Annotated in this window: 18 protein-coding genes and 1 pseudogene; 4 read left to right on the top strand and 15 right to left on the bottom strand. The window is 43.3% G+C overall.

The annotated features are described in order from the left end of the window. Positions 1 to 111 precede the first annotated feature (111 nt). The 6 genes from lepB to rlmD form a co-directional block, all read right to left on the bottom strand. Positions 112 to 702, bottom strand: a complete 591-nt coding sequence (gene lepB / locus N4597_RS02945) for a signal peptidase I (protein ID WP_260904540.1) — start codon at positions 700 to 702, stop codon at positions 112 to 114. A gap of 27 nt (positions 703 to 729) precedes the next feature. After that, a complete protein-coding gene (gene tagD / locus N4597_RS02940) occupies positions 730 to 1,128 on the bottom strand; it encodes a glycerol-3-phosphate cytidylyltransferase (protein WP_056976195.1) in 399 nt (132 codons plus the stop codon). Between the two features lie 11 nt (positions 1,129 to 1,139). Then, on the bottom strand, positions 1,140 to 2,150 hold the full coding sequence (locus tag N4597_RS02935) for an NAD(P)H-dependent glycerol-3-phosphate dehydrogenase (protein WP_094127999.1): 1,011 nt from the start codon (positions 2,148 to 2,150) through the stop codon (positions 1,140 to 1,142). A 58-nt stretch (positions 2,151 to 2,208) separates the two neighbouring features. After that, the gene (locus N4597_RS02930; protein WP_050610799.1) at positions 2,209 to 3,348 is read right to left on the bottom strand and encodes an AI-2E family transporter; all 1,140 of its coding nucleotides are present in this window, start codon (positions 3,346 to 3,348) and stop codon (positions 2,209 to 2,211) included. Between the two features lie 99 nt (positions 3,349 to 3,447). Further along, positions 3,448 to 3,993 carry a DUF402 domain-containing protein gene (locus tag N4597_RS02925; protein WP_050610800.1) on the bottom strand — a complete coding sequence of 182 codons (546 nt, stop codon included), beginning with the start codon at positions 3,991 to 3,993 and terminating at the stop codon, positions 3,448 to 3,450. Positions 3,994 to 4,099: 106 nt separating this feature from the next. Beyond that, positions 4,100 to 5,473, bottom strand: a complete 1,374-nt coding sequence (gene rlmD, locus N4597_RS02920) for a 23S rRNA (uracil(1939)-C(5))-methyltransferase RlmD (protein WP_172586537.1) — start codon at positions 5,471 to 5,473, stop codon at positions 4,100 to 4,102. Positions 5,474 to 5,590: 117 nt separating this feature from the next. Here rlmD and recX point away from each other — a divergent pair, with 117 nt between their 5' ends. Then, the gene (gene recX, locus N4597_RS02915) at positions 5,591 to 6,382 is read left to right on the top strand and encodes a recombination regulator RecX (RefSeq protein ID WP_179211210.1); all 792 of its coding nucleotides are present in this window, start codon (positions 5,591 to 5,593) and stop codon (positions 6,380 to 6,382) included. Between the two features lie 12 nt (positions 6,383 to 6,394). Here recX and N4597_RS02910 read toward each other — a convergent pair whose 3' ends face one another. From N4597_RS02910 to N4597_RS02895, 4 genes and pseudogenes are all read right to left on the bottom strand, one after another. Then, positions 6,395 to 7,279: a YihY/virulence factor BrkB family protein gene (locus N4597_RS02910; protein ID WP_225440921.1), complete on the bottom strand. Its 885-nt coding sequence runs from the start codon at positions 7,277 to 7,279 to the stop codon at positions 6,395 to 6,397. 16 nt (positions 7,280 to 7,295) lie between these two features. Continuing rightward, on the bottom strand, positions 7,296 to 7,724 hold the full coding sequence (gene psiE, locus N4597_RS02905) for a phosphate-starvation-inducible protein PsiE (protein ID WP_202021864.1): 429 nt from the start codon (positions 7,722 to 7,724) through the stop codon (positions 7,296 to 7,298). 97 nt (positions 7,725 to 7,821) lie between these two features. Continuing rightward, a pseudogene (locus N4597_RS02900) lies at positions 7,822 to 7,905 on the bottom strand (PLP-dependent transferase); the annotation flags it as partial. Between the two features lie 8 nt (positions 7,906 to 7,913). Further along, positions 7,914 to 8,120, bottom strand: a complete 207-nt coding sequence (locus N4597_RS02895; protein WP_089143921.1) for a hypothetical protein — start codon at positions 8,118 to 8,120, stop codon at positions 7,914 to 7,916. Between the two features lie 127 nt (positions 8,121 to 8,247). On the opposite strand from N4597_RS02895, the gene N4597_RS02890 reads away from it, so the two are divergent. Beyond that, on the top strand, positions 8,248 to 8,838 hold the full coding sequence (locus N4597_RS02890) for a sugar O-acetyltransferase (RefSeq protein ID WP_101812050.1): 591 nt from the start codon (positions 8,248 to 8,250) through the stop codon (positions 8,836 to 8,838). 111 nt (positions 8,839 to 8,949) lie between these two features. Here the strand turns inward: N4597_RS02890 and tsaD are convergent, their stop codons facing one another. The 3 genes from tsaD to tsaB are packed head-to-tail and all read right to left on the bottom strand — an operon-like array spanning position 8,950 to position 11,256. Beyond that, positions 8,950 to 9,972, bottom strand: a complete 1,023-nt coding sequence (tsaD, locus tag N4597_RS02885; RefSeq protein ID WP_089143919.1) for a tRNA (adenosine(37)-N6)-threonylcarbamoyltransferase complex transferase subunit TsaD — start codon at positions 9,970 to 9,972, stop codon at positions 8,950 to 8,952. 2 nt (positions 9,973 to 9,974) lie between these two features. Next, positions 9,975 to 10,556, bottom strand: a complete 582-nt coding sequence (gene rimI, locus N4597_RS02880) for a ribosomal protein S18-alanine N-acetyltransferase (RefSeq protein WP_089143918.1) — start codon at positions 10,554 to 10,556, stop codon at positions 9,975 to 9,977. Continuing rightward, positions 10,531 to 11,256, bottom strand: a complete 726-nt coding sequence (tsaB, locus tag N4597_RS02875) for a tRNA (adenosine(37)-N6)-threonylcarbamoyltransferase complex dimerization subunit type 1 TsaB (RefSeq protein ID WP_089143917.1) — start codon at positions 11,254 to 11,256, stop codon at positions 10,531 to 10,533. The genes rimI and tsaB overlap by 26 nt, the downstream gene beginning before the upstream one ends. 159 nt (positions 11,257 to 11,415) lie before the next feature. Here tsaB and N4597_RS02870 point away from each other — a divergent pair, with 159 nt between their 5' ends. Continuing rightward, positions 11,416 to 12,393, top strand: coding sequence for an asparaginase (locus N4597_RS02870; RefSeq protein WP_056976167.1), 978 nt, complete (start codon positions 11,416 to 11,418; stop codon positions 12,391 to 12,393). A 284-nt stretch (positions 12,394 to 12,677) separates the two neighbouring features. Next, positions 12,678 to 15,317, top strand: coding sequence for an HAD-IC family P-type ATPase (locus tag N4597_RS02865; protein ID WP_260904533.1), 2,640 nt, complete (start codon positions 12,678 to 12,680; stop codon positions 15,315 to 15,317). Positions 15,318 to 15,383: 66 nt separating this feature from the next. Here the strand turns inward: N4597_RS02865 and N4597_RS02860 are convergent, their stop codons facing one another. Both N4597_RS02860 and N4597_RS02855 read right to left on the bottom strand, forming a co-directional pair. Continuing rightward, positions 15,384 to 16,070, bottom strand: a complete 687-nt coding sequence (locus N4597_RS02860) for a PD-(D/E)XK nuclease family transposase (RefSeq protein WP_260904532.1) — start codon at positions 16,068 to 16,070, stop codon at positions 15,384 to 15,386. 25 nt (positions 16,071 to 16,095) lie between these two features. Continuing rightward, positions 16,096 to 16,242 carry a hypothetical protein gene (locus N4597_RS02855; RefSeq protein ID WP_156313899.1) on the bottom strand — a complete coding sequence of 49 codons (147 nt, stop codon included), beginning with the start codon at positions 16,240 to 16,242 and terminating at the stop codon, positions 16,096 to 16,098. Positions 16,243 to 16,343 lie beyond the last annotated feature (101 nt).

The following is a 16,343-nucleotide window of genomic DNA, read 5'->3' as shown; positions in this document are numbered from 1 at the left end:
TGATTATCTTCTAATTCATTATCTTTCTAATACTACCAAGCTTTTTAGCTATGGTCAATTAATCATCATTAAGCCAAAAAAGTGAGACAAACTTGCCCCACCTTTTGCTTCTTATTTATAACTATTAACTAATTGATGATTCCGCGACCAGGGGAGGGCCTTAGCCACCCCTTGAATTTTTTCAGCGGGAACAAAGCCATAGTAACGACTGTCGTTAGAAATGGTCCGATTATCCCCTAATACAAAGTAGGTTTTAGCCGGCACCTTAAAAGTCCGGTTAGACCCCAAGCGAATTCCCTTAGCTGGTTTAATCCCCGGGTTTAGTAAGGTCGTTCCCAGTTTGCGTTGTAAGGGGCTGATGTAGCTTTGGGCCTGATACTTGCCGTTAATATAAAGGTTACCCTGCTTACTGTACCTAATACGGTCACCCGGCATCCCAATTACCCGCTTGATATACAGCGTATTGGGCTTTAGGTAGTGGTTATTTTTATCTACCCCAGCGGCTTTAAAAACCACAATCTGATTTCTTTTAACCTGCGCATGACGCAACAAGACCACCGTTTCATTGGCATATAAATTAGGGGCCATCGAACTGCCATCCACACTAATTGCCGTTACTAGAAACGTTTTGATTACTAAGGCAATCAGACCACCTATTATAATTGGGATGAGCGTTGCGACTATTTCTTTAATTTTAATCATAAAATCCCCTTTGTCCCGCTAATAGTCTTATCCACGACCTTTTTTCTCTAAGTCTTCTTTTATCTTAGTAGTCGAAATTCCCTGGGTACGTGGTAGGTAAACCACCTGACAGTAGTCCTTCAGAAAATCAAATTTCCCCTGCCAGTCGTCACCCATCACAAAAATATCAACCTGATTTGCCTGAACATCTTTTACCTTTTGTTCCCAGTCACGTTCGGGGATAACCTCATCAACATAGCGAATTGCCTCTAAGATGTACTTACGATCTGCATAACTCGTATAGGCCTTTTTTCCCTTGATGGCATTGAACTCATCAGTAGACAACCCAACGATTAAGTAATCACCTAAGGCAGCCGCCCGCTTCAATAAGCGTACGTGGCCCCGATGTAGGAGGTCAAAGGTTCCATAAGTTAATACCTTCTTCACTTAGACACCACCTATTCGGTTTTGCCTTCACGTTGCATGAGGTTAGCAATTTCTGACTTAATGTCAGCTTGTTTATATAAAACATTGTAGATTGCTTGGGTGATTGGCATCTCAATTCCCTTTTGTTGTGCTAACTCGTAGGCAGCCTTGCAGGTATTAATTCCCTCGATAACCATCCCCATGTTAGCAATTACGTCTTCTAAGGACTTGCCTTGACCTAACTGATCACCGGCACGCCAGTTGCGTGAGTGGACACTGGTACAAGTTACAATCAAATCACCTACACCAGATAAACCGATGAAGGTCAAAGGATCGGCGCCAAAACTTACCCCCAGGCGACTGATTTCTGCTAAGCCCCGGGTCATTAAGGCCGCCTTGGCATCATCACCATAACCTAAACCGTGTAAAGCCCCGGCTCCGATTGCGATTACGTTTTTAAAGGCCGCCCCAGTTTCAACCCCCACCACGTCACTGTTGGTATAAATTCTGAGGTAATCATTCATAAATAAGGCTTGCACCTTCTTAGCATTGGCTAAATCTTCACTGGCCGCGGTAATTAATGTAATATCTTGACGAGCTACTTCTTCAGCGTGACTTGGGCCTGATAAGACTACCATCCCACTGCGATACTTAGTAGGAATTTCTTCGGCAATCACTTCTGAAATCCGTTTGTGACTGCCTAATTCCAAGCCCTTACTTGCGTGTACAATCAAAGGCTTAGTGCCCAATTCTTCTAAAACTTCGATTAATTGTTGGGCCACCAAGCGGATGACCTTAGTTGGCACTACAAATAAAACTGTGCCGGCATCCTTAACCGCTGCCTTTAAGTCAGTGGTTGCCTTTAAAGCTTCTGGATAAATTAAATCAGGTAAATACTTAGCGTTGGTGTGCTGTTGGTTTAACTCATCAACTTGAGCTTGGGAGTTAGACCAAAGAGCCACTTCATGTCCATTTTCTACCAAAACCTTAGCGAGGACACTACCCCATGAACCTGCTCCTAAAACCGCAATTTTTTCTGTCATTTTACTACACCTACTATTTTAAAGATATTTTATTTCTTGCCTATTATAACATATTGAATTAATCCATGTTTTGAGACTTAGTGTCTTCGCTTGTCCGTAAGCGGTAAATGTCATAAAAATACTTAATAATGACCTTAGCCACCGCATAAACCGGCACCCCTAAAATCATTCCTAACAAGCCGGCCAAATTACCGGCCACTAACAGTAGCAAAATAATTGTTAGGGGATGAATTTCTAGCGACTTGCCAATTACGTTTGGATAAACTAAGTTACCATCAATCTGTTGGACCACCACACAAACAATCACCACTAAGATTAATAACTTAAGTGAATGGGTGCTGGCAATAAATAAAGCGGGAATTAAGCCAATATATGGACCCAGGTAAGGAATAATATTAGTTATCCCCGCAAATATCCCGATAATTAAGGCGTAAGGCAGGCCGATTAACCCATAACCAATCACGCTCATCGTTCCAACGGCTAAACATTCGATTGCTTGCCCAGAAATATACTTAGCAATTGTCGCACTCATTTGTCCCAATAAGTTTTCGATTGCATCAGCATGTCTAGGGCTAAAGACCTTCTTGATATTTGGCAGTAATTTAGGCCCATCCTTTAACATGTAAAAGACGATAAACGGCACGGTCACTAAGGTCACCGCCACGTTGGCCACCGCTCCGATGACAGAGCCGATGCCACTGGTTAATGAGAAGGCAAACTTCTTAATCATTTCTGACAGCGAACCTTCTAACTGCTTCATATAACTATCTAGGTCTAAATTCTTTAACCAGGTTGGTAAATTTTCTTGTTGATTAAGACTTAAAATTAGCTTCTGCGCTTCCTTAATATAGGCTGGGACTTTAGCAATCAACTCTTGGAACTGGCCGATAATTTTAGGCATTACCGACGCAGACAAGAGCACGATTAGGGCAATCAATAGCAAAAAGACCACCGCCACCGCTAACGTTCGTCCCACCTTAAACCGTTTAAAGCGCACCTTCATTAATAAATTTACAATTGGGTTCAAGAGATAAAACAAGAACCCTGAAATAATAATCGGCGCAAATAGGGTCGAAATAAAGGTCCCAATCGGTTTAAATAAAAAATCTAATCGACTACACATGAAAATCAAACCCGCTACTAATAATAATTCTAATGACCAATACATTAGGCGGGCTTTTTTCTTCTTATCAAACATCAAACTAACTACTCCCTTCTGCTAATAAAAAACTCGTAATAACAATAATTACCAACAACTAATTACCATTATTACGAGTCATCTTGTTATAAACCGGCATTACTGTCGACGCGACAATTCTAAGTAGCGGTTGTACCAAATCTCAACATATTCTTTTGAGAACGGCCCTTTCCCGTGGTCGATCCAGTCCACTAGCGTCCGAACGTTATGCTTCAAAATTTTATCCGTTTTAGTAGAATAGTGCCACTTAGCACCATGTTCCTCGTACTCGTCAACGTCTAATAATCTCTTTTCGCCATTCGGAAAGACTTTGACATCTAAATCATAATCTATATATTTCAATGCTTCTCGATCTAAGTAAGCGGGCGACGCCAAATTACAATAATAAGAAATCCCATTATCCCTAATCATCGTCACAATGTTAAACCAATAATGTTTATGAAAATAAACCAAAGCAGGTTCGCGGGTCACCCATCTTCTTCCATCGGCCTCAGTCACCAAGGTATGGTCATTTAAGCCAATCAGTGCATTTTCACTAGTTTTGAGAACCATTGTATCTCGCCACGTTCGATGTAAACTACCGTCGTGTTTATAACTCTTAATGGTAATAAATTCGCCTTCTCTAGGTCCATTTGAATGACGCATATAACCCCTGCTTTCTATAAACACAGGTGTAAGTTACACCGATATCAGTTTTATTATACCAAACATCTTTTAAATTGCCTAAAGAAATCTTGGCGCAAATCAAATATTAACGCTTACTTAGTTTTACAACCGCTTCAACCCGGGCCGTCTGCGGAAACATATCGACCGATTGGATGTAGTCAACCTGATAAACCTTGCTTAGGGCCACTAAGTCGCGCGCTAAGGTAGATGGATTACAGGAGACGTAGACAAATTTTGCCGGTTTAACTTGCAAAATAGTTTTTATCAACTGGGCATCTAGTCCTGTCCGTGGTGGATCGACCACTAGCGCGTCCGGTTTAACCCCCTGCTTAACCCAGGCTGGGATAACCTTTTCAGCTGCCCCAACCTCGTAGTTTACGTTTGACCGGTTAGATAAGGCTGCGTTTTGGCGGGCATCTTCAATGGCCTCGGGGATAATATCCACCCCGTAAACCGCTTTGGCTGCCGGCGCTACGTACAAGCCAATCGTCCCAACCCCACAGTAGGCATCAATTAGGCTTTCGTCAGCTTGTAAGTCCAAAGCCTGTTTCACTTGATCGTACAAGACCTTGGTTTGGCTCGGATTTAACTGGAAGAAGGCCCGGGCAGACAGCCTAAATTCCACTTCACCTAACCGCTCTTCTAAATAGTCTTGGCCGTAAATCTTTAGCGTTTGTTCGCCCCACAACAAGGAGGTTTTTTGCGGATTGATATTTTGCATGATGGACACCACCTCGGGCAGTTGACTCTTAATGTCTGCCACCAGGTTATTTAACTGCGGAAACTTACTTGTCCGTGTAACTAACACCACCTGGGCGTTCTGCTTAGCCACGGACTCGCGCACAATAATTGTCTTTAAAATTCCGGTGTGTTGGCGTTCTTGGTAAAGAGGTACTTGCCATTTGGCTAGTAAATCTACTAAGGTCCGCATGATTTTCATCGTTAACGGCATCTGGCTACTAAAGGTCGGCAAATCGACTAAGCGGTGACTGCCCTCCTGATAGAGGCCGGCGATTACCTGGCCTGACTTGGTTTTTCTAACCTGAAAGGCCGCCTTATTTCTATAAGCATAGGGGTAATCCATCCCTAAGGTTGGTCGTAATTCATAGTCTTGATAACCCTTAGGCTTGAATTTTTCTAGGGCCTGCCTAATCACATCTTCTTTAAAGGCTAATTGCGCCGGGTAAGCCAAATGTTCTAATTCAATCCCGCCGACATCGTACTTATCCACCGGTTCCACCCGGTCTTGACTTGGCTTTTCGATTTTAACCAAACTAGCCTCTAAATACTTAGGGTGGACCTTGGTGACCTTGGCGACGATTACCTCTCCTGGTAAGGCCCCCTTAACAAAGGTAATCTTGCGCTTGTAATAGCCAATACCTTCCCCATTAATTCCGAGGCGTTTAATGGTTAACACTACCTTTTGGCCCGTTTTCACTACAACTTGTTTTTTCTCCAAAGTAAAAATTCCTCTCGTCTAAAATGCTTAACAAAATTATAGCATGGACTAATTTTCCTTGCACATTAGGGGCCTAGCCTTTTATAATAAGAGCAAAAGACGAACGGAGGTTTTATTTTGCCTAAAATCACTTTAATTCAAGCTCAAAAAAAGGCTGGCCGCTACAATATCTACCTCGATGGAACCTACGCTTTTCCCGTAGCCGAGTCCGTCCTCATCAAGTATCAACTGGCTAAGGGGATGGAAATCGATAAACAACTGCTCAGCCAAATTACCAGTGCTGACTTACAAGCCAAAGCTTATAACAAGGCGTTAGACTACCTCAGTCACCAACTCCGGACCCAAAAGGAGCTTAGCGACCACCTTAAAGAATTAGGAATCGATGAACCTACCATCAAAGAAGTGCTCACTAAGCTGCTCGACTTGCGGCTATTAGACGACCAGGTCTATGCCAACAGTTTCGTCCGGACCCAAGCTAACCTTTCCGACAAGGGCCCAACGGTCATCCGCCAAAAACTCCGCCAAAAAGGCATTGGCGAAAACCTAATCGACCGGGCCTTGCTTGAATTTCCGCTGGAAGCCCAGGTTGCCAACGCCAAAAAACTAGGCCAAAAGCTGGCTAAAAGACACCAAGCAAGTCCCCTAAAAATCCGGCAAAATAAAATTATCACTGGCATCATGACCAAGGGGTTTAGCGCTAGCGTTGCCAACTCAGCCCTTGAACAGCTCGACTTACAGGTTGATCCTAACCAAGAACTAGCAGCCTTAACCACCCAAGCCAAAAAAGCTTGGCGCCGTTACCAACGCTTTGACCTTAAAACCCGCCAACTAAAGACCAAGCAGGCCCTCTATCGCAAGGGCTTTAACCTGGATGAAATTGACAAAGTCCTGGCTGAGTTAGCCGAATAAAAAAAGACAACACTAGCTGTTGTCTTTTTTAGGAATAACGTTATCTAAAATTCTTCTAAAGGTTGGCCGGCGCGGAGTAACCTTACCGTACAGGCAGTATTCCAAACTGGCATTAACAACCGCCCCTAATAGGATTGTCCAGCCCGAATAGTTGAGCCAAAACAATAAGACGATAAAGGTTCCTAAAGCCCCATAGGATAAAACCCTTTGGGCAAAGTAGTAAACGTAAATCGAAAAACCTTGGGTGATTAACATCCAACCCGCAGTCCCTAACACCGCCCCGGGAAAGATACAGCGCCAGTGCACCTTGGCATTGGGCAAGAAGCGGTAAATTAAACACAGGATGGCAAAAATCCCCAGGATTGTTGTCGGCCACTTCACGCTCCGAAAAGTATCTAACCAGGACAGGGGCAGGTTTAGGATGGGGCTTAATTTTTCTAAGGCCAGCTGCCCGAAACTAAAGAAAATAAAGAGTGCCACTAAAAAAATGGCGAAGACAAAAATAATTGCAATCGAAACAATCCGGGTCATAAAGGCACTTTGACTATCAACCCCGTAGGCATCATTGATTGCCCGTTTGAGGGCGTTTATCCCCCGACTAGCGGCCCAAATGGCAACTAAGGCACTGACTGAGGCAATTCCCCCAGAACCAGAAGTCAAAAAGGTCCGCACTAGCGGGTTTAAGGTCTTATAAATCGTCGGTGGCACGGCGGTTTGTAGGTAACTCATAATCGTATCCGCCTTTAGGTTTAATAAGGGTAAGAGGTTCCCTACCAAAATCACCGTGGGAAAAATGGCCAACAAGGCGTTATAAGCAATCACAATGGCGGCGTTATTGATATTACTATCCACAAACCTTTCAAAAAATAATTTAAAAAATGAATTTATCTTAGTCACATAAACCTCAATTCTACTACTGATCACTATCTTGGTGAACGTAATGCCGATAGATAGCCATTCCGACCACTAACAACAAGATACCCACCACGTTTAAGATAATGTCTAGGTAGTCATCATGAATAATTAGTAAGTTCCGTAACAAAGCCGTCAGTCCCAAGCCCATCAGCAAGGTAATTGAGACGTGGCCCTTATTTTTTAAAGCACTGATAATCATAGCAAAAAATTCAAACAAAATAAAGAAGGCCACAATCTTATCCATAATTAGATAAAAGTTATTGGCGGCATCTAACTTCAAAGACAAACTCACTAACACCTTAAGTTCCAAGCCAATTCGCACTAAGAGAATTAACCCTAATAAGGCAATCACAATCACGCTTAGCCCATTAAAAAATTGGGCAAGCATTTGGGTCAACTGCTCAAATCTTTCGGCCAATTTCTTCATTTAATTTTCACCTCACTAACAGCTTGTGCCTTAATTTTACCACTTCGACTAGGTGACGACAAAAAAGGCGTCCCCTTTTTGGAAACGCCTGTCATTATTAACTGTGAGCGAGGGCTTGCTTTAAATCTGCTAATAAGTCCTCTTTAGCCTCAATTCCTACTGAAAGCCTGATTAATTCATCAATTTTTTTTAATCTCTTTTACGCCGCTCCCGTATCCCGTTAAAAGCGTCAATATACTCTTTTTCAAAGTGAAGGCGCAAACCACCCTTTTTTCTAAGTTCTTCTTGTTCATACCTTTGAATCTTGACTTGATCCAATAAGTTACCAAAATCTTTCGAATTCAACTTAACAAACAACTGATAAATCTTACTGTCCCTAAACTTTTTCCTTTCCATAATAAGATCACCACTTAATGTTCTTTTTGAAAATAATTATACTATTTTAATAAAAAAAGACCAACTATCTTGCTTGAAAACGTTTTGGTATAATGTTTTTAAACTAAAACGAAAGAAGGCTACTCCTATGTCCGAAAAAGAAAAAATGCTTAACCAACAACTCTACGATGCTAACTATGCTCCCGAACTAATTAAAGAGCGCACCTTTGCCAAGGAACTTTGTTACGATTATAACCACTTGCGCCCTAGCCAACGGGCTGAACGTAAGCAACTCTTGCAAAAATTGCTAGGCAAAACTAAGGACAACTACACCATCACCGCCCCATTTTGGTGCGACTACGGTTATAACATCGAATTGGGGGAAAATTTCTACGCTAACCATAACTTGGTCATCCTTGACGGGGCAAAGGTTACCTTTGGCGACAATGTTTTTGTTGCCCCTAACTGTGGTTTTTACACGGCTGGCCACCCACTTGATTACGAGCGCAGAAACGCCGGCCTTGAATATGCTTACCCAATCACCGTGGGCGATAATGTTTGGATTGGGGGCGGGGTGCAGGTAATGCCTGGGGTTACGATTGGCTCTAACGTCGTTATCGGCGGAGGCAGCGTTGTAACCAAAGACATCCCCGACAACTGTGTGGCAGTCGGCAACCCTTGCAAGGTCATTCGCCCTATTACTGAGGCAGATAAGACTCGCTCGTATGACCGGCTATAAAAGCATCTTATTCAATATTTTAGATTATCTCACCCTATAGGAAAATGGAGGAGCCCACGAAGTGTTAGTCTTCGTGGACTCCTCCATCTTTATGTGCTATTCAAAAGCTAATTAGTCAAGCCATTCAAATTCTAAGCTTGGTTCGGCGTTTAAGTCTAGGTCCGCCCTAATCCCGGCCTGATAAGCTTCATAACCGGCTGCCCCAATCATAGCCGCGTTATCGCCACATAATTTCAAGGGAGCTTTAATCAATTCCACCTCGGGAAAGGCAGTTAATTCTTGGTCTAAGCGTGCTCTCAATCCCTTGTTAGCAGCTACACCCCCGGCTAAAATTAGCTGCTTAACGTCAAACTTTCTCAACGCTTTGACAGTCTTATGGGCCAATACGTCAACCACACTAGCCTGGAAACTAGCTGCCAAGTCAGCCTTATCTAAACTTTCTCCCACCTGATCTGCGTGGTGAACGGTGTTGATGAAGGCACTCTTTAAGCCACTGAAGCTAAAGTCGAAATTGTCTTCATTTTCCATTGCCCGGGGAAAATGGAAGCTATCGTGCCCTTGGTGGGCTAACTCATCAATTTCTTTACCGGATGGGTAACTCAACCCTAAGACGCGGCCCACCTTGTCGTAGGCTTCGCCGGCAGCGTCGTCCCGTGTTTCACCGATAATCTTAAAATCGGTTGGCCCCGCTAGGTAAACTAACTCCGTGTGCCCCCCAGAAACCAACAGCGCTAAGGCTGGAAACTTTAGGGGGCTAACAAAGCGGGCGGCATAAATGTGACCCGCCATATGGTTAACAGGAATTAAGGGCAAATTATGGGCAAAGGCCACTGCTTTAGCTGCAGCTACCCCTACCAACAAAGCCCCCACCAAGCCGGGACCATAAGTAACCGCCACCGCATCGAGGTCCTCATAGCTAACCTGAGCTTGCTCTAAAGCGTCAGCCACACAGAGGGTAATTGCTTCGATATGATGCCGACTAGCAACTTCTGGGACCACCCCTCCAAAGCGCTTATGGCTATTAATCTGGGTAGCCACAATATTTGCTAGAATTTTAGATCCATTTTCAATTACGGCCACACTGGTTTCATCACAGCTTGATTCAAAGGCCAAAATTAAATTTCTCTCTGCCATTTCTATCCTCTTCCCATTGCTGGAACTAAATCAAGGCGCATGGTTAACGCGTCTTCTTGTTCCTCAGTATAATAATTCTTCTTGCGGTTTAATATCTTAAAGCCTAAATCCTGGTAAACCTTTTGGGCGTTATCGTTACTTGCCTTAACTTCTAAGACAATGTTTTGACACTCTTGTTTCCGGGCGCTTTCGATTAAGACCCGTAACAACTTGCTTCCTAAGCCCCGATTTTGGTGCTCGGGTGTAACTGCTACATTAGTTATGTGAGCTTCACCGTTAGCCCGTTTAAAGTCCACCCCAGCAAAACCTACCAATTCGTCTTCATAACGAGCGACTAAGTATAAAGTGGTTTTACGTTTGCTTAACTCAGCCTTAAAGGTCTCGAAATCCCAAGGGGTATTGCCCTCATACACAGATTTTTCGATAGCTAACATCTCGGGAATATCGGGGACAATCGCACGGCAAATCAAGTAGTGTATTCCTTCTACTTCATCCGTCCGACTGTTAAACTCCACCACCTGTTCACTTTCACCGTATAAAACCTTGGTTACTAACCGTTTAAACTTTTTCAACATAGGACTCATCGTGTGCTTTCCCTTCCGGATGTTTTTCTAACCATTGCATTTCCGCTTGCGTTAACCGTAGATAATTAGGGACAAAAGTTTGAATGGCTACTGGCGTGGCAACTTGACCCAGCAAGGCAACCTCCATTGCACGTGGGTAAGCAAAATTAGAACTTGCTAGCTGGTAATCCAAGTCACTAGCCTTTAAATTAGACGCAAAATTTTGACTATCTCTTCCAATAAAGATTACTTTTTGGTTAAAGTCAGCTAAGCGTTGGCAGAGGTTAGCAAAGGCATAGTGACCTTCCGCTATCACCTCAACCAAATGACCTGCTTGCCATTGATAGGCAGCCGCAAATACATTTTCTCTGCGGGCATCAAACACAGGGACTAGTAACGCCTCGGTGTTAGGATAAGCCGCCGCTAGAGTTTTCAAACTGGAAACCCCAACCAATTCCTTGTTTAAGGTAAAGGCTAAGGTCTTAGCTGTTGTAACCCCAATTCTTAAGCCAGTATAAGAACCAGGACCTTGAGCAACCGCAATTCGGTCCAGGTCTGCTACCTTAATGTTTGCTCGTTGTAACACTTCCTTGATTAAGGGCATCAAGGTGATACTGTGATTTCTTTGTGCATTAGTTGTTATTTCTGCTAACAGCTCTTGATCTTCCAACACCGCCACACTCAGTGGCTTATTGGAAGTATCTATCGCCAATATTTTCATTGTAAAAAATTCCTTCTATACTATCAAATTTCAATCATTATCTTAACATACTTAGCATTAAGTTTGTACCGGCAAAAATGACAATTTTCATCGACAATCATTCAGTTTCTGAGTATAATTTTGTTTATGAAAATCCATTAAGAAAGGGCGGAATTTTTTGTGAAAAAAATCTTAGTTTTACACACTGGCGGTACCATTGCCATGTCAGAAGATGAACATGGTGCCGTTGCTCCTGGAGCAGAAAATCCCCTTAATAAATTTAGCGAAGCCTTCACCGACCAATTAGACTTGGTGGTTGAAAATCCCTTTAACCTTCCCTCACCCCACATGAGTCCTAAAGAAATGCTTAGCCTTGCTCAAAGAATTAACGACGCGGCTAACAACAACTTCTTTGGGGTAGTCATTACTCACGGAACGGATACCTTAGAAGAAACAGCTTACTTCCTCGATTTAACCGTTACGAGCGACATTCCCGTGGTTGTAACTGGGGCAATGCGTTCAGCTAACGAAATTGGTTCCGACGGCCTCCATAACTTCCAAACGGCTATCCTAACTGCAGCCAGTGACGAGGCGGTGGGCAAGGGTGTCTTAGTGGTTATGAACGATGAAATTCATACCGCCCGCTACGTTACTAAGACCCACACAACTAACGTGGCCACTTTTAGAACCCCTACTTTTGGGCCAATCGGACTAGTCTTTAAGCACAAGGTGCGTTTCTTCGAACAACTCCTCCGCCACACTGCCCTGCCGATTGACCATGTCTGTGAACAAGTCTTTTTAGTCAAGGCCTACGCCGGAATGGAGCCTGATTTCTTAGACTTTTTAGCAAGCCAAGCCACCACCAAGGGGGTTGTAATTGAGGCCTTAGGTGCCGGTAACCTTCCGCCTAAGGTCTTACCTAGCCTCCAAAAATTGTTAGACCAAAACATTCCGGTCGTCCTAGTGTCCCGTTGCTTTAACGGAGTCGCCCAGGACGTTTATGACTACGAAGGGGGTGGCGTTCAGCTAAAGAAGCTAGGCGTTACCTTCTGTCACGGTCTTAACGGTCAAAAAGCCCGAATTAAACTGTTAGTCGGATTAAGCGCCGGCTTAGCTGGCAGTGCCTTAAAGCACTTCGTTAGTGATGCAGTTAGCTAAAAACTTAATAACTAATTTTAACAGCGTTGAAACCATTTGGCTTTCAGCGCTGTTACTTTTTTTGCTAAGTAACTTAGTTAATTTATCCTTAACTATCTTTTAAAAAAGTTATAAATACCATTCGTTTTTAAAAAAAGATGCTACAATTAATTTAGTTAAATTACTTAGAAAGAGAGGTTGTCTAAATTAAAAACGAATCCTAAACTTTGTTTTTATTCTCAACGTGAGTGAGTTCACCTAATTGACTGTCACACTGATTAAATTTTGAAAGGTTGAACTCACTAATGAAAAAAATTTACCAAGTCGATATCAAGCAACTAGCTACTAACTATGAGCAAGAAAATTTCAGGGCCGGCTTGACTTCTGCCCAAGCTCACAGTAAATTAACCGCTGATGGTCCTAACGTGTTAGTAAGCAAACAAACACCTAAGTGGAAAATATTCTTACGCCAATTTAACAACATCGTAATTTATATTCTCCTCCTATCATCTTTGCTGACCCTAATGATTGGCCATTACACCGATGCCGTGGTGATTTTAGCAGTGGTCATCATCAACTCTCTAATCGGTTACTTTCAAGAAACCAGCGCCGCTAACGCCTTAGCTAAAATTAAGGAACTGCTAGCCCAAAATGCAACGGTTTATCGTGACCACACCCGTCAAGACGTTGCTGCCAGCGACTTAGTCAAAGGTGACGTTGTCTTCTTAGAAGCTGGTGACAACGTTCCCGCTGACTTAAGGATTGTGGAAGCAGACAATTTGCGCATTGAAGAGGCCAGTCTAACTGGTGAAACAACCGCGGTTACTAAAACACCGCTAGCTTTAAGCGCAAATAATGTCCCCCTAGCGGAGCGAACTAACATGGCCTTTGCCTCAACCTCCGTCATCACCGGGAGTGGCCTTGGCATTGTAGTCGCTACGGCTAATGAAACCGAAATCGGGCAGATTTCTCAAGAAGTAGCCCAAATTAAAAGTAGTAAAACCCCACTTATCAAAGAAATTGATGGGGTAGGTAAAGTAGTCTCCTACCTCTCAATTATTATTTCCCTAGTGGTTTTTGTCATCGGGTTGATGCTGAAAATCTACTCGCTCCCTGCCCTAGCCTTGGCCGTAGTGGCAATGCTTGTGGGGGCCATCCCGGAAGGACTGCCCGCTACAACTTCAGTTATCCTGGCCTTTGGGGTTAGCAAACTCGCTAAAGAGCAAAAAACCATCATTAAGTCCATGCCGGCCGTTGAAACCTTAGGCTCAGTTAACGTCATTGCCACCGATAAAACGGGGACCCTAACTAAAAATGAAATGACCGTTACCGACCTGTGGGTTGATGATAATCAGTATCAAGTAACTGGTAGTGGTTACGCTCCAGAGGGACAACTTCTGCACGCTGGAACAAAAGCGCAACTTACCCCTAATTTGGAATTACTGCTGGCAGCTGGTTACCAGGCCAACGACACCATCCTCAAGCAAACTGAATCCGGCTGGACGATTAATGGGGAAGCAACTGACGGGGCCTTTTTAACCCTTTACCATAAGTTAAAAAGCTCAGCTCCTACTTACCACAGCCTAGATTTATTGCCGTTTGACTCGGATTACCGTTACATCGCCCGCCTGGTTGAAAATTCTCAAAAAGAACAGCTGATTTTCGTTAAGGGCTCCCCCGACAAACTAATTCCCATGGCGCAAAAAGGCAATTCAAACTTTGACCAAGCACTGTGGACCAAACGTGCTAACGCCTGGTCCCAAAAAGGCAAACGGGTTATCGCCCTGGGCTACAAGTCAGTTACTAAGCAAAAACAGGTTACCCATGAGCAGCTTGCAGCCGGAATTACCTGGTTAGGCTTGGCTGCCTTACAAGATCCTCCGCGCCCAGAAGTAGTCACCGCCCTTAAAAAAATGAATCAAGCCGGAGTGGCCGTGAAGATGATTACTGGTGACCACCCCAAAACGGCTCAAGCGATTGGACAACAATTGGGGCTAGCACCAGGCAAAATCAAAGCCCTCACGGGAGCCGAGTGGGACTGCCTTTCCCAAGAAGAAAAACAACAAGCTGCCTTAGACCACCAAGTGTTCGCACGAACGACTCCTCAAAATAAATTAGAGATTATTTCGGCCCTGCAAGAGCAAGGCCAAGTAACCGCAATGACGGGCGACGGAATCAATGATGCCCCCGCCCTAAAAAAGGCAGACATCGGTATTGCAATGGGAATCAAGGGAACCGACGTTGCCAAGGATGCAGCCGATATGATTTTGGCAGACGACAACTTTGCTACAATGGCCACGGTTATCAAGGAAGGCCGCAAAATTTACACCAATATCAAGAAGAGTATTCTCTTCTTACTTCCGACCTCCTTTGCCGAAGGACTAATCGTTGCCTTTTCGATACTAACCGGCCAAGAAGTTCCCCTCCAACCAGCACAACTGTTATGGATTAACCTTGTTTCTGCCATCACCATTCAATTTGCCTTTGTTTTTGAGCAAGCAGAAAGTGGGCTAATGAATCAGCCCCCTCGTTCACGAACTCAAAAAATGTTTTCCAAGGCCGATTTATGGCAGATTGCCTTTGTTTCCAGTCTAATGGCTATCTTCGCCTTAATTGGCTACGAATGGTTCTTACGACTAGGAGTTAGTGAACTTAGTGCTTCCACCATGGTTGTCAATACGATTGTCATTAGTAAAATTTGCTACTTCTTTAGTATTAGAACCCCCAAACCAGCTTTCAGCAAGGCTAGTTTAGAAAATAAACCTGCCTGGGCAATCATCGCCCTCATGTTAGCTTTCCAACTCTTCTTAACTTACGTGCCCTTTATGCAGACAGCCTTTAAGGTTACAGCCTTATCTCTACTCGAATGGAGTGTAATTGGCGGCTTTTCAGCCCTAATTCTTCTCCTAGCTGAACTAAAAAAATTTTTAAAATCTCACCGTTAATCTAGCTTAACCCTCTTTTCTTGCTTAGGTACAAGAAAAGAGGGTTTTTCACTACTAATCTACTTATTAGGCCCTAAGCGCCATCACTTGCTCATAATAGCTTTCCGCCTGGGCCTGATCTATGTTGTACTTAGTCACTAAGGTGGTTATTATTTCTTCATGAGTTTTATTAGCTGCTATTAGCTTAGGGATAGTAGCCATTATCGTCAAAGCGAGGTTCATACCATCCTCACGGCCTTTCTCAAGACTGTCTGTTCGAACGCGCGCTACTTCTCTTGCTACCCATTCTTTTGCTTCCATGTAGATTGCACCCCTTTTCGAATCTTGCTTTAATGCTCGCACGGCTTGATCTATTTGCGCTGTAAACTCATCACTTACAATTTGCTTTGTAAAATACGCATTAAGTGCCTGTCTGGCAGTATTTTCAGCACTTAACTCACCTTTTAAATTTACTATAGCATTTGTTTCTTTGTTGTCAAATTTAAGCTCTAAACAGTTGAGTACCTTAGAACCGATGTAATAAGCAGCCAACCTTTTCTTGAATGCATCAAAATTACAGATAAAAATTACTACCGTCCGCCGCCTCTTCCTAAAATCCTCACCTGCTAAGAGTGCATCACGTTCCAGGCTCGCTTGATACATTGACATCCGTTCTGCTAAATCGCCTTTATCACTATTTTGCATTTCTAAATCATAAATCGTGCCAAACTCATCTTCGGCGTAAATATCAAACCTAGGACCATAATAAACCAAATCTTTTTTCGTAACCTCTTCTCGATTAACCCTCACTATTTTGCCTGACTTTAAAGCCAGGCAAGCAAATCTTTAGTAATTTTTCCAACAACTCTGGATGCTCACTAAAAATCCACCCAAAAATAATATTGTCTGTAATTGTTGCTTGCGCCCACTTTTCTGCTGCTTGCATTTTACTTCCTCCCCAGTGGAAAAATTTTTCCTGTCCTACCTACGAAAATTTCTTCTAGCCTAGATATTCCACTTTACTTAAAGAGTGGTTATTATTAATCG

Origin of the sequence: Ligilactobacillus agilis, from assembly GCF_025311475.1 — a bacterium.
GTDB lineage: Bacteria > Bacillota > Bacilli > Lactobacillales > Lactobacillaceae > Ligilactobacillus > Ligilactobacillus agilis.
This window is presented reverse-complemented; position numbering and strand designations above follow the sequence as displayed.

Bases quoted from the DNA above. Each gene is read 5' to 3' on its own strand.
- lepB (WP_260904540.1), bottom strand. From the start codon at position 702: ATGATTAAAATTAAAGAAATAGTCGCAACGCTCATCCCAATTATAATA.
- N4597_RS02935 (WP_094127999.1), bottom strand. From the start codon at position 2,150: ATGACAGAAAAAATTGCGGTTTTAGGAGCAGGTTCATGGGGTAGTGTC.
- N4597_RS02930 (WP_050610799.1), bottom strand. From the start codon at position 3,348: ATGTTTGATAAGAAGAAAAAAGCCCGCCTAATGTATTGGTCATTAGAA.
- N4597_RS02925 (WP_050610800.1), bottom strand. From the start codon at position 3,993: ATGCGTCATTCAAATGGACCTAGAGAAGGCGAATTTATTACCATTAAG.
- psiE (WP_202021864.1), bottom strand. From the start codon at position 7,724: ATGAAGAAATTGGCCGAAAGATTTGAGCAGTTGACCCAAATGCTTGCC.
- N4597_RS02895 (WP_089143921.1), bottom strand. From the start codon at position 8,120: ATGGAAAGGAAAAAGTTTAGGGACAGTAAGATTTATCAGTTGTTTGTT.
- N4597_RS02890 (WP_101812050.1), top strand. From the start codon at position 8,248: ATGTCCGAAAAAGAAAAAATGCTTAACCAACAACTCTACGATGCTAAC.
- tsaD (WP_089143919.1), bottom strand. From the start codon at position 9,972: ATGGCAGAGAGAAATTTAATTTTGGCCTTTGAATCAAGCTGTGATGAA.
- rimI (WP_089143918.1), bottom strand. From the start codon at position 10,556: ATGAGTCCTATGTTGAAAAAGTTTAAACGGTTAGTAACCAAGGTTTTA.
- tsaB (WP_089143917.1), bottom strand. From the start codon at position 11,256: ATGAAAATATTGGCGATAGATACTTCCAATAAGCCACTGAGTGTGGCG.
- N4597_RS02865 (WP_260904533.1), top strand. From the start codon at position 12,678: ATGAAAAAAATTTACCAAGTCGATATCAAGCAACTAGCTACTAACTAT.
- N4597_RS02855 (WP_156313899.1), bottom strand. From the start codon at position 16,242: ATGCAAGCAGCAGAAAAGTGGGCGCAAGCAACAATTACAGACAATATT.